The organism is Paenibacillus campi, from assembly GCF_034659835.1.
GTDB classification, from domain to species: domain Bacteria; phylum Bacillota; class Bacilli; order Paenibacillales; family Paenibacillaceae; genus Saccharibacillus; species Saccharibacillus campi.
This window is the reverse complement of sequence record NZ_JAXSQZ010000001.1, coordinates 1,238,027-1,251,996: the sequence shown is the minus strand read 5'-3', so window position 1 is coordinate 1,251,996 and position 13,970 is coordinate 1,238,027. Positions and strand designations below refer to the sequence as shown.

Annotated in this window: 11 protein-coding genes; all 11 read right to left on the bottom strand. The window is 40.2% G+C overall.

All coding sequences use genetic code 11. The features are described from left to right. Positions 1–155: 155 nt before the first annotated feature. The gene (locus U1I11_RS05010; RefSeq protein WP_322904296.1) at positions 156–2,330 is read right to left on the bottom strand and encodes an AAA family ATPase; all 2,175 of its coding nucleotides are present in this window, start codon (positions 2,328–2,330) and stop codon (positions 156–158) included. Continuing rightward, a complete protein-coding gene (locus tag U1I11_RS05005) occupies positions 2,327–4,318 on the bottom strand; it encodes a 3'-5' exonuclease (RefSeq protein WP_322904294.1) in 1,992 nt (663 codons plus the stop codon). The genes U1I11_RS05010 and U1I11_RS05005 overlap by 4 nt, the downstream gene beginning before the upstream one ends. Before the next feature lie 369 nt (positions 4,319–4,687). Then, entirely contained in the window at positions 4,688–5,224 is a 537-nt protein-coding gene (locus U1I11_RS05000; protein WP_322904292.1) for a GNAT family N-acetyltransferase, read from the bottom strand. An 8-nt stretch (positions 5,225–5,232) separates the two neighbouring features. After that, positions 5,233–5,613: a hypothetical protein gene (locus tag U1I11_RS04995; RefSeq protein WP_322904291.1), complete on the bottom strand. Its 381-nt coding sequence runs from the start codon at positions 5,611–5,613 to the stop codon at positions 5,233–5,235. Between the two features lie 580 nt (positions 5,614–6,193). Next, positions 6,194–6,541, bottom strand: coding sequence for a CRISPR-associated endoribonuclease Cas6 (locus tag U1I11_RS04990; protein WP_322904289.1), 348 nt, complete (start codon positions 6,539–6,541; stop codon positions 6,194–6,196). A 412-nt stretch (positions 6,542–6,953) separates the two neighbouring features. Continuing rightward, a complete protein-coding gene (locus U1I11_RS04985; protein ID WP_322904288.1) occupies positions 6,954–8,039 on the bottom strand; it encodes a TRM11 family SAM-dependent methyltransferase in 1,086 nt (361 codons plus the stop codon). 556 nt (positions 8,040–8,595) lie between these two features. Continuing rightward, positions 8,596–9,351, bottom strand: coding sequence for a LamB/YcsF family protein (locus tag U1I11_RS04980; protein WP_322904286.1), 756 nt, complete (start codon positions 9,349–9,351; stop codon positions 8,596–8,598). A 96-nt stretch (positions 9,352–9,447) separates the two neighbouring features. Then, the gene (locus tag U1I11_RS04975; protein ID WP_322904285.1) at positions 9,448–10,734 is read right to left on the bottom strand and encodes a 5-oxoprolinase subunit C family protein; all 1,287 of its coding nucleotides are present in this window, start codon (positions 10,732–10,734) and stop codon (positions 9,448–9,450) included. A 398-nt stretch (positions 10,735–11,132) separates the two neighbouring features. Further along, entirely contained in the window at positions 11,133–11,900 is a 768-nt protein-coding gene (pxpB, locus tag U1I11_RS04970) for a 5-oxoprolinase subunit PxpB (protein ID WP_322904284.1), read from the bottom strand. Positions 11,901–12,450: 550 nt separating this feature from the next. Beyond that, positions 12,451–12,615 carry a hypothetical protein gene (locus tag U1I11_RS04965; protein ID WP_322904283.1) on the bottom strand — a complete coding sequence of 55 codons (165 nt, stop codon included), beginning with the start codon at positions 12,613–12,615 and terminating at the stop codon, positions 12,451–12,453. A gap of 46 nt (positions 12,616–12,661) precedes the next feature. After that, positions 12,662–13,636, bottom strand: coding sequence for a type II toxin-antitoxin system SpoIISA family toxin (locus U1I11_RS04960; protein WP_322904282.1), 975 nt, complete (start codon positions 13,634–13,636; stop codon positions 12,662–12,664). Positions 13,637–13,970 lie beyond the last annotated feature (334 nt).

The window sequence follows — 13,970 nt, the reverse complement described above, 5'->3', positions numbered from 1 at the left end:
AAGGTAGTCATCTTTTTCAGGAAAAATCGATTTAAACGGCTATCAGAAATACATTATTTGACTACATTTAACTCTGCTTTTGGTATTTACGAAAAATTGGGGGTCTCGACAGCCTAATAAGAAGCTTCTTTAAAAAAGAAGCTTCTTATTGTTTTTTATTCCTCTCCCATCATCATTTTATAGTGAGCATGATGGCCCGTTTTCTCAAAAATAGCTTCAAAGATTATAAGATATTTACTAACTGTGTCACTAGTACATTCTATATAAAGATCATCATTGGTAAAATGCGAACCATCATTTACCCACGATAGTAAGGTTTTGCAAATAACCTTATCTTCTTCCTCAAAATATTTTATGATATCATCTTCAGAATAGTTGCCATAAACTTTAAAATAATTTTCAATTATTTTTCTTATTAAATTCTGTATTGTAGTCGATGAACGTTGCGAAGCATGTTTGACTTCTTGCCACAACAATTCATAAGAATTTTTGATAGGATTTTCTGAATAAAATTCTACTTCTGAATTATTATCTATTTTTCGAACCACCCAGAAAGTTTCGTCTTTTAGAGCAGTTTTCGCTTTTTTGAAACTAATTTCTTTATGAAAATAAATATTATGAGTTAGAATAAATATCTGCTGGATATCGCTGTTTTTAGTACGCATATCCTCGATCATTCTTCTTATTAAATTACTTATTATGAATAAGATATTACTATCTAAACTTGAAATAGGATCATCAATAACAACGATCTTATTTTCAGTGATTAAACCTCTCTCGGTACTTCCTTTTAACAAGCTAATGAAGTATAAGAACGTAACGAACGTTTTTTCCCCTTCACTAAGTGTTTTTTCCGCATTTTCTCCATTACTTCTTATAATAGAATAGCTACCTTTATCTTGTGTTTCTGCAAACTGAAAATTTGTAAAATTAAATCCTTTTAACAAATTATTCATTTCATAAACTGAAGTAGAAGTGCTAATTATTGTTTGTTCTAAAGATTCAATTTCACTTTGTAATTCTTTTACTTTATCATTATATTGTTTAATTTTAAGCTCCATATTTTTAATAATCTTATCTTTTTTATCATAGTCCTCTTTATACTGTCTGTAAGTTAAACTATTCTCATTAACAATGTATCTCCAAATTTTAGCATTCAAATCGCTTTTTTCAGAAGAAATATTAGCTACTATGGAGTTATGAGAAATAATCTCTATATTACATTGTTCAATAATGTGATTAATATTATTTAATTCCTCATCAAAATAATCTAATTGTATAATAATACTGGGTTCATTAATTTTTTGTAATATCTTATCTTGGTTTAAATTCTGCATTTTTTCTAATACTTCTTTTCTCAAATTTAAATCATGCCTAGGAATATATTCACACTCGTTACTTATAAGTACGTCGATACTAGCTAAAAGCTGAGTAATCAAAGAATTATAATTCCCAGAGATATTTTGAAGTTTTCGAATGTTAATTTCGTAAGTTTGATCAAAATAATTTTCTAAGTTAGATTTAAAATTTTGTGCAATTGTTTGCTGACAAAATGGACAAATATCCTCAGTCTCCTTTAAATAATTATGTCCTTTTTTCACCCAGTCACTTAGATTGAAACGTTCAATTAATTGCGCTATATCTATCCCCGTTTTGCCTACAATCGAGGTCTTCCAAATTACATCTGAAATAAGAGAACTTATTTCTTTAATTTCTATTTTTTGCAAAACATTATACATGGTTTTATTTTCCGTATAAATTTTCGAAGATAAACTCTTTAATTCTTCTAAGCTCTTTAAATCTTGCGAATTGTTTAATTCATTTATTAATTTACTTTTAAAATTTTTTTTTGAATTACGGTAACCGGTAAAAGCTTCTGAGAAAAATTCACTATAGGTAGTTTTTAATCTCCAACAATTTTCTTCAAAATTCTCCTCAAGCCCTTCAACTTCTTTTCTTTGTTCATTTAATTGTACCTTCAATCTATTAATTCCCTCCGTAGTTTTTGTTAACTGTGTTTGTTTTAAATGAATGGCTTGCTTTGTATCAATCGATTCTTTCCCCAGTGTAAAAATACCTTTAATTAATGTTTGTTCTTTAAAGTTTTCTTCAACAAAATCACGATTATATACTAATGTTTTAATAGTTGTATTATCTTTCCAATTTATTTTACAATCACCAAGATTGTGTTGATTTCTAATAACATTAGAAATTGTAGTTTTTCCGCTGCCATTTGATCCATAAATGAAGTTGACAGCTTTCAAATCAGTTAATTTTGCGCCATTATTATTATAAGAAGCTCTATTTTTTAGATGAATTTCAGTAATCATTTATATTTCCCCCTTGTATAAGGTAGCTTATCCACAGCCAGATGCGCCTTCACCTCTACCCACTTCGCAAACCCTTCCACCTTGCTATAACTCAAATACAAATACTCCATCGCCCTCGTCATCCCAATATAAAACCGCGACACTTCCTCATCCCATTCCTCCTCCTTTGCCTTCGCTCTTGGCATACCGTCTACATTCACGATAAACACCGCCCGGAAATCCATTCCCTTTGCACTATCAATCGTAGAAATTTTCACTGTCGCTTCGTAACGATCAAAATTATCTTTTGTCCTCTTATTTTCAGCGAACCAGTTAAATGGAATGGCACTTTGCTGCAAACCGTGCCGAATCGCATCGATAATATAGGTGTTTTGGTAACTTCCTTTCACCCGATACAAAATCGCTATATCGGCATAATCTACCTTTTTCTCCCGCTGCAAATATTCGATTTGCTCAGTGACCCACTGCATTTCATCTGCGATCGAAGTACAATGACGCATCTGTGGTTCCGGGCCTTTGCGTTTTGTGCCTTGAGGTGGGATGATTTCTACGGTATCGCCTGTGGTGGTCGTATGCTGGAATTTGTCTTTTAGTTTGGAATGGGAACGATAAAATTCCCAAGCAAAATGAACAATCTGTGATGTGTTGCGATAGTTAATACTTAATATTTTGGAACGTCCACGGAAATCAAGTCCAGTGTTACGGGAGAGACTTACTTTACGGCGGAAAATTTTTTGTGCTTTATCTTCTACAATTAACAGTGACTGCGTGTCCGGGTTGAGCGCTTTTGTAATCAGTTCCAGCCATTGCGGTTCCAAATCTTGACCTTCGTCGATCAGAATCGCATCGTACTGGGGTGCAATCATCTCACCGCTTTCTAGCTGATCAAGCAGTTGTTGGAGTTGGCGTTCGTTTTCCTGTTCACTATTGGAGAATTTCAATGGAAATTGCTTGTACATCCAATCGTGGAAGGTGCCGATTTCCAGTTGTTCGTACCATGCATCATTTGTCTGTGCAGCTTCCCCTTGCGACTCCATTGCCGACCATTCAAATAAATCCTCCGGTTCGCGCAGCTTGTGCATAATCATGCTGCGGATATTACACGATAATGGACTGCCATAACAAAGTACGAGAATACGCCAATCGGGATGCTCACGTAGAAGCGTGCGTGCGCGTGTGGCAAGTACAAGCGTTTTACCGCTTCCGGCAACGCCGCGTATAAGCCGATGACGATCACCCAGTTGGCGAGCAAGTGACTCTTGATGCAAATCCATCGCCTGAATATGGTGTAGCGACAGTAGTATATCATCCTGGTAATAGTTAAGCTGTTTAATTTCGGCACGGATACGCACTTCTGGAAACAGATGATACCGGATTGCGGTCATATCTTCCTCACTTAGCCACTGACGTGGATGAAATGGTAGCGGAAACATCATACTCATGCGCTCAAGCAGATAGTCTGCGTTAAACTGCTCGTCATCTGGATCGATCTGCTCACGAGTCAGTACTAGATTGAGATCGATACAGCGATGAATTTCATTACGAATCATATGCACTTCTTTCATACGAGTGAACACAACGCCATACCCGTAACGAAATTTGAGATTGTTTGCGTAAATGCCTTCTTGCTGGAGCAGATTGCAGTCTTTTTTTAGTTTGTTGTGAATATGGAAGGCGTAGTTGCGCGCTTGGTTAATCGGGTTTTTGACAGTTTCCAAATTGCCGGTGCCTTTTTGTGTATGTAATTGCCATTCATCCGGACTTAATTGGTGCAACGTGTTCTCGGTGTAATCTTTGACTTCCAATACGAGCAAACCAAGATCAGGACCGATAATAACGTAGTCGGGTTTGCGATGATGACCGTTATTAATATGGGGTTCATAGTAAACGATATAGTTGTCGGGAAGATGTTTGCGGAAAGTGTTGAATAAAATACGTTCTCCTTGCGTGGCTGAACTAGGAATCGTTTCCGGAATCATATACGCCATATGTCATATCTCCTTGTTGCCGTCGATTCCGCGCTGCCACTGCTTTTGTTCCAGTGCTTCTGGAATACTAACGGAGAATATATTTTATTTTATAGGTACATGGACAGGTGTCATAAGAGGTGAATATATTGCTTAATCTTCTTCATAATACATCTTTTGTACTATTATGGAAATACTTTTTTTCCAGGTTGTGTATGAAGTATATTTATTTTGTTATTTTGCAATTGACTTCTTGTTTGTCTAGTAGTACGTAGATATGGAAACAGCAAAAAGCAGATCAGTGTGCGCTGATCTGCCTGCTATTATGATGGATAAAAAGGGAATGTATTTATCCTGCTCCAGTTCGCCACTACCCTATACACCCAATATCTACACCAATTCCTTCTCCAACACAATCTTAAACAATCCTCGTGCATCCGTAAATGTATGCACAATATTAAAGCCATACTGAATATTCAGGAGCAGCATATTGCGCCAGCGATTCATCGGTTTCGTTTGCACTTTGCGATATCCGGCTTGGCGTAAATATTCATGTTGCGCGTCCATTGGCACCGAGGCAATACCTTGCTGACGATAGGTAGCATCGACACCGCCAAGCCAGCTATAAAACGTATGTTGATCTTCCATTAATGGATAGCCGATTTTGTAACCGATCACTTGCTCGCCATCCAGTGCGATGATGGTGAGCAGCTCATTTATATTGGTTATGCTGGCATTACGATGTATTTTCTCAATAAGTCCATCGTTTTCTGAGGCTGAAAATATAGATTCGTGCAGCTTGGCGATGCGATCGAGTAGCTGTGCGTATGGGAGCGCATGCAGTTTACGGCATTCATATTTTGTGGCAGCAGGATGTTGGGATTGTGTTTGTGAAGATAGGTTGCTATCCGCGTCTTCTATTTGCAAACTAGCACTCATTTCAAAACCAATTGCACGGGCACATGCTCTCGCGCTTCGACTTCTTCCTCTTTATGTTTATACGCATAACTATGGTGCAGATCGATCCCTTCACGTGGTTCGGCATTGTACTGGGTAATCGTGCCTGCACTGCGTGTGTAATAATAACGCGCTTCCGGGTCATCGGTGAAATGTACTTCTACGCCCAGCAACGGATTGATGCCAAAGCTGGCTTTAACATAATCAATATCCTCGGCATTATATTGCCGACTGTCTAACAAATACGCTTCCACCTGGCGCTCTAGCTTAACCTCACTTGCATACGCTCCAATCCAGACAAACGCTGCGAGCAGCAAAATGATGCTAAAAAACAGATTACGTTTATCGAACGTCTCCATCTGTCTACCCCTCCATTTCAGAATAGGCATCTGTATGATGGCGATGTCGGGATAAATACATAGTACTGAAATCAAGATCGCTATTCTACAGATGCAGCATAGTATATAGTGATGTACAATTTGTTGCTTAATACTGCATACGAATCGGTTGCTATAACGTTTCACATTTCAGCTTAAATTTCGTTATTTTAGACGATTTAAGGCGGAATATCGTCATTTTAATAAAATATATATGTAATGTTGTACATGGGCAATAGTGGGTTTGGGGTTGATCAATAGTCTGTATAGCATCGGCTGATGTGACACTTTTTCTGTCGGGCAAATATTTTATCATTTTACTTATAGCTTGCTATGGAAGGGTTGGGGTTGACATCTCATTGTAGCGCATAGAGTGGGGGGTTATTGGATGGCTTAGTTGGATGTTTTGGAACGTGTTATATATTTATAAATAGCAATATTGCAGGTTACGGGTGTTATGGTGATGGTTTTAGAACTTATTTTGTGCATATGAAACCCTTAATTATCTATAGTTTAGGGTTATTCGTACTGCCCTTTAAAATCCACTACGTGCATATAAACCTCACGCATCCGGTCGCATATTAGACGGAAAACTGGTATGCCCTTTCAACATAAACTGCCCCCGATAGGCAGTGAAATGGAGTTGCTTTTGTGCTGTATTTAATTGACGAAAGGTCGAATTAGTTTCTTTGATGACTACCCGTTTCATGTTTAATGGTTGGATAGTAATCGGACGATAGGGTTCACGTCCAGCCAATTCACGAATGCGTAATGCGGCATAATAACCAAATTCTTGTACATATTCAATTTGATGCGGATGAACAGGTTCGCCTTGCTTATTTTCGATAAGAATCGGAGAAAGTGTAGAAAATTGCACATGGTCACTATGGATTTCTGCTTCTTGCAGCATTTGAATCTGGCTGCGCTCCCATATACCATAAGGGGTTGGACTCCCATCTCGTACTGGAATCTACGAATAAAGAGAGAAGGTGGATTCCCGTGCTCAAAAGAGGTCGGTTATTTTGCTTTGCAAAAACATCATTTCATTGCACCTCGTGTTTGGAAACCGCAAACACTAAAGTCCGTCCTTATTCCTTCCCGCAGCAAAGTGTAGCTCGCAACCTACGAGTTTGCGTACACGCTCTAGTGGGTTGACCAGCCTAATATGCTGTCCGATCAACTCCATCATATGCACATATGCGTGTATCCCCCATGAACTTCTTTAAGCTTATACCACATTAAACTGCGCATTTAACGCCGTCATTCTACTGGATTTGCTCCCTTGCAATTGATATTTTACATTGGAAAGTGAACGCATCTATTCACTCCACCATACACAGCCATACATACCGGGTAAATCGCCCTTTACGCAAACGACAAACTTCGCTCAACATAAGCCCGGCTGCCGCCAATGAATGCTCTAGCGGCTCGGTCGAAATAATTACTTGTAACCGAGCCAGTCTGGTGGTCGCTCGCAGCATGTCCAGCCGTGCTGCTGCTTCCAGCACCGAACATAAATTGTAGGGCAGATCGAGAATAACAGCATCATACATGCCATCCAGCTGCCGTAGATCAGCGATACGTACAATGTCCGGCATCCCATAAAATAGCAAATTGGCGCGCGCTCCTTGCACAGCGAGCGGATTGAGATCGGAGCCGGTGACGTTAATGCCCATCGACAATGCTTCGATCAGTACGGTGCCAATTCCACAGCATGGATCAAGTAGCGTACGTTTTTCAATTTGCGGCATTGCGATATTAACGACGGCACGAGCAACACGCGTACTCAGCGCAGTAGAATAATGGTGCGGCTTATCATTATGCTGAAGCCATACCGATTCACCTTGCCATAGCTGCCCAAATAACCATTGTCCATCAACGTAGATCATGCCTAGCCATACATCCGGCTGCTTCATCTGCGCTTTAGCGCGTACATTCATACCGATACGGCGCTCCAAACTTCGTTTCTCCTCATAGCTCAATGACCGATCGCCCTCAAGGCAGACAAGCTTAAATGTAAGAGCAGCTACGTTTACTGCTAATTGTACACGACGTTCTGCTATGGACTTTGCTGCCAGAGCTCGTTCAATCTCTATACCTGCGACTGTGTTACGTTCTGCTAATTGTAGTTCACGTACATGCTGCTCCAATTCCTCCAACGTATCGGTGGTGATCCAAATATCAAGGCGTTGATGGATAAATGGACTGCGCTCCGGCGCAATACAGATCGGACTGCGCACATAACGCGAAGTTGGATCGTTCATTAGTAAACGGCGAAGCTCAAGTAAACATAGCTCCTGCTCATCTTCATGGCATGCATAGGTATATATGTAATCGGGTGGCACTGGCATGTACAGTACGCTATTGGCTGTATGTTGGTTCGTACTGAAATCGATACGGTCGTTCATCTTCCTGCCTCTTTTCTGTTGTTGCGCGAGAGTGCTAGTACGCAGACCAAGTTAAATTTCAACTTTGATTGTGTACTGACATTTTGATAAATAAAAGTTTGCTCTAGCTTCAACACTCAGATTAATCTCGGTCAAATTACGATTGAGCTGACCAACTTAATCTTTTCGGTAGCTTGGCTCTCCGTCTGAAAAGAGCTGATGTTCATAAATTTCATCACGACTAGTACTATGACCATTTTAAATACATAGTTTGATGCTGTACAGATTCCCTTTATAAATAAGGATATGCAGCGGATTTAAATCCAACATTTAACTTGGTCAAGGCACTAGCTCAGACTAAATGTGCAATAGAGCAAGCGAATCGGACACCTGCCTTGGTCGTAAAAGTAAGCGCTCAGTGTGTAATTTGGTAATCCGTACGTAACCTGCATTATATTGTAATGTCTAGGTTTAGATATTGATCTCTGCGCACCATGCACTCCTGTTTTATAGTCATTGTATAGCATAGTATCCAATCACTATACATCCAGCGAGCCCACTGCACTTAGCATCTGCCTCAGATCGCCGCCAACGCAATTCCTTCGGCAAATAAACATGCCTTAAGCTCACGCGCAAAATCTACAGCATATGCACCATCTCCATGAATACAGACGGTATCCGCTTCGATCGCAACGAACGTACCATCAATTGCACGTACAGTACGCGTATGTAGCATATGGATGATTTGTGCGGCAGCTTGATCAGCATTTTGTAATAAGGCATTCGCATGAGTTCGGGGTGTTAATGTACCGTCTGCTTGGTAAGTACGGTCAGCAAATACTTCGCTTGCTACTTTCAAACCTGCTGCATGTCCAGCACGAATAAGTTCACTCCCAGACAATCCGTATAAAATAAGCGATTGATCCAGATCGGCAATCGCCCCTGCAATCGCCTCCGCAAGCGGCGCAGACACAGCCGCCATATTGTACAGCGCACCATGCGGCTTCACATGATGTAATTTGCCGCCTTCCTGCTGCACAAATGCCTGCAATGCACCCATTTGATACGTAATTAAGTCACGCACTTCGTCTGGTGACAATACGATCTGTCTCCGTCCAAATCCAGCCAAATCGGCAAAACCCGGATGCGCACCAATTGCTACATCATGCCGCAACGCCGCCTGTACCGACTTGCGCATTACAGACGGATCACCAGCATGAAAACCGCATGCAATATTGGCTGACGTCACCTGTGCCATTAGCTCGTCATCTTGTCCAAGCTGATAAATGCCAAAACTTTCTCCCATATCGCAATTGATATCGATCGAACGCATAGATGTGTACACTCCTTGGTCAAACTATTATATATTTGAAGCGATCAGCATACTGGCACGCCTGTGCAAATCTTATCCGAACGCATCACTGTCCTGCTATATCCCGATATCTTTATCCTTCTCCCCCATGACAGGCAAACCAAGCGCTGGAAGCCGAAGCTGTATCATTCGCTGGAGTAGCTTTAGCTCCTGTCTCCATTCCACATATAATCGCTGCGCCTCTGCAAGCTCCATCAGTCGAAAACGCACCGTTGCGCCGGGCGCAAGCTGTGCTAGCAGTGGCAGATCAAGGCTAATCACCTGCGCAATTTTGGCATAACCGCCGAGTGTTTGCCGATCTGCCAGCAACATAATCGGCTGTCCATCTGGCGGAACCTGTATCGTCCCATGAGCAACTGCTTCGGATAAATATTGACCAGGCTGTTTAAGCGGTAATGCTGCACCTGTCAGACGATAACCCATCCGATCCGACTGCGGGCTTACACGATAAGGCTGTTCCAACAAATGCCGCTGCGCATGCTCATCAAAATCATCCCATTGCCGTCCGGTAACGATACGAATCGTCACTTCATAATGATAATGTGGCAGCATATGAGAACTGATCCTCCAACGTACAGGTTTGCATGGTGCAGAATTTATAGCATGCGTAGCCTTGGACAGAACTACTCCTATTGCAGATGACGGCTGATCGTTTGGCAAAGTCTGGCTGTCTGCATCGATTAGCATCATTGCCTTTGTAATTGTGTTTGTGTTTGTGTTTGTGTTTGTGTTTGTGTTTGTGTTTGTATTTCTGCCATGCTCGTCTGCGATCATCCCATCGACCGTTTGGATCGGGTTAATCGTATGATCCTGACTATGGATAGGAGCTTTAGTATTACAGACAGCGATCGTATTAACCGTCTCCATTATGCTAATATGGACGCGACTATACAACATATCTCCCGCTTGCAGGGCACGACCGTCCAATCCGCCAATACCTGCTTTTAAATAGGTGCTATAGCTATTCAGCACCGCTTTTACATACCAGCCGCCCGCAATCGCGATATACGCGCGACAACCATTAATCGCCTGGCGGAAAGCAATTCGGCTCCCTTTGCGCACATATACAGGTCTCCACATCGGCAATGGCAACTCATCCAACATCGGTTCCAGATCACCGCCTGTAATCGCAATCCAGCTATCTTCTAGCACAGTGGCAGCAAATCCAGACCACGTAATTTCCAGCGTAGCCGCCGCTTCATCATTGCCAACCAGCCAATTCGCCAACATATGGGCGAGCGTGTCCATCGCTCCGGTTGTGCTAATGCCATAACGTGCATAACCTATTCTACCCATATCCTGCACCGTGGACAGCATGCCCGGCTTTTCGATTTGTATGCTCATATTGCGCTATACTCCTTTCGCCACTTTGTTTTGCCGTTTGGTTGTAGCACATTGACTGCTTTTAAGCTTAAATGCTTTCAATCTTGATGTTAAATTGGCTAGGTATGTTTATTCATAGCGGAAACCTTTACAATATTAAAATATATTTAAAGTGCTCATCGACGTAGTACATTGTCTGTCTCATTTTAATCCATCATACATCCCTCTCATTATCACTTGATTATAAGCACGTTTAAATACGTGCAAACCTGATTTTGAATGGAGACGGTGTAGCAGATCGACCGAGATTTATTTATAAGGTTCATTTGAAGTTTAAAGCTAGTTCAATTACTGAACGATAACGATATTAGCATAGGATAAACATCAAATTTCAAAATGGTTCACATCATAGCAACCGATTAGTCTTTGTATCTATCTCTGTCCGTACTAGTTGTCGCTTCTTTTAGCTGCCATTGCGCATATTCAGCAGGCGTAATCGCATAAAACTGCACTTTCCCACCGCTCTCCAACCATACCGGCGGCTCTTGCTCCGGTCGAAACAGACGCACCGGCGTTCGTCCAATCAACTGCCAACCGCCCGGCGTCTCCAATGGATAAATGCCCGTCTGCATACCGGCAATACCGACCGAACCAGCCGGTATGCGCAGTCTAGGCGTATTGCGCCGTGGTACCGCAATGGACTCCGGCATCCCACCTAAATACGGAAAACCAGGTGCAAAACCGAGCGCATAAATCGTATAATCAACACTGCTATGTAAACGAACTACTTCTGCTGTCGATAGACGATGATACGCAGCAACTTCTGCCAAATCAGGCCCATACTGTCCACCATAACAGACCGGAATACGGAACAATGGTGGTGGCGATGCAGCATCCGCAAACTGTCGCTGAAATAATGCGGACAACCGTGTTTGCAACAACGTGCAGATCGCTTCATATGGCGTTACTGCCGAGTCGTTACGATCCAGCCACTGCTCCATATCATAATATACCGTTAACGTTGTATATGATGGCACATATTCCACTACACCCGTAATGCGCTCTTGTTCCAATGATCGTAATGCCTGCTGCACATATGCCAACACATCTAAGCCAATCCGCTGCCCAAATTCAATTAGCACGGCGGCATCACCTAACGGATACAACTTCCAACGCGCATTGTTCATCACTATCACCTCCATGTTGTGATCTGTTGATTGTTTTAATTGTAGCGATTGTTGGTGAATGTGTCGAACTAGGGTGTGTCGTTTTACGTTATTGTTGATATGATCGATAAGCAAGAGTTAAAAAAAGACCTTGCGGATTGCCACAAGGTCTTCGAATTATTCATCCAGTTTATGTAGCCAGTATACTCGTTTTTCATTACTAGGGCGTGTCTTTAAACTGCTTTACAGGTAGCTCGACGTGGTTTGTTTTTATTAGACTATTGCTGTACATCCAGCTAGCTTCATTCATTTAAAACGTGACCATATCGACCGATGAAATGACGACGTTGACGATTTGAAGACACGCCCTAGTACATTTTGTTTAATTGTAATTTCCAATGCCAATCAGGGTTGTTTGTATAGTATATTTTTGAGCATTTTTTCCTTTTTACCAACACCATAATATTACGCTTCCGACTTTCTACTTTATCCATGATATGTAGACATAGTCCGCTTTATAAAAAAACAGAAGAAGGTTTCTCGCCCTCTCCTGTCTATATTAAATTCGATCTTAGGATTTTAAACTGTTTAATAGTTTCTTATTCATCTCTCGTATATCCTTAAACCCGTCCGCAATCGATACTTTCATGTCCCGTGTGACTTTAGCCGATTCTTTCTGTGCACCATGAGGACGTGGAGCTTTTTTTCCTTCTACACGATTTGCAACTTTAACCACTATAATCTCCTCCTTGGTTTCATATTACAAAAATTATATCACAGAACTAAGTCATGTACCAATGAAAGATACGTACGAGATTGATAATATTGTTGATATCTACGTCATCAACGGATGAGCCTTCACTTGCCCGGACTCCAAGCAAAGCGCTTTTCCCTCCGAAAATCGGCACAATAATAAGCTTTTTTTGATCAACAACTACGCCTTTACCAACTAGAAATTCATTTACAAATTGCATTCTTTGACTTGGAGCATTCTCTTTTCCAGGTGTATCGTCAATTTCATATAAAAATAGCGTTTCAAGCTTGCTTAGAGCTTTGTCAATATTTTCCTTTGTCACATCATCTTCTAATTCAGATTTGAAATGAAATAGTTCTAATTTAAATCTAAATTTTCCTGTATATAAATGTAAATATTGCTTCAATTCTCTTTGATAGTCATTCCAGTTTTGAGGGCGTAGCCCTTTAGGTTCGAAATACGCCTCTGTTTGTGTGATAACCTCTGAAAATACTTGAAGTTTTATGGAAGTGGATTGAATGAAATCGGTATTCACCTCAATTACTTTCTCGATTTTTGTTCGTTGCTGGAATTCAGCATTCCATATTTTTGTAATATTAGGAGTCTGGAAAACCCCTAAATCTGCGAATATGACGAATGCTACTAATTGCAAGAGAACATGCCAATTTTTATAATCAATATATCCGCAAATAATTCCCAATCCAACAAAAACAATAAATAATGTGTATAATATTTTTCTATATTTCCATAAATCGTCTGTAAAGTTTTCTGGGTTTTTGTGAAACTTATATACAGAAGACACCAAATACCCACTCATAAGCAAAAAGAAACAACTAAAATACACTTTCCCACTTTTTTTATAAATTTCCACTGCTTTTTTTACCCAATTATAATCTTTGACAATAAATATATATTCACAAATAACCAACACCAAGATAAATAAGGTTCCAATCATCAAAAAAATCCAGTATTTCTTTAAAAAGCGCCATAAATCTAAAAACATATGCACTCTCCTTTATGTATTTTCACTATATAAATCTTCACCGAATTCTTTTTTTATTTTATAGGGAGTGAAAATTTTTTACTACATGTTTAAGATCAAACAAGAGCAGTTTTTATATTATCCTATCTACTTTACAGAATTATCTTTTCTTTTTCTTAAACTCAAAAGGATATTTAATTTAAACTTAGCTCTTATCATATTTAATTTATTCACTAACACACTTGAGAGAAAAATTTTAAATTTTCTATTTATTTAAACATTCAACATAAATTCACTAATATAAATAGGCTATTAAATATAGCTCCTCCCCCCGTTTCCCCATCGACGCGAATGT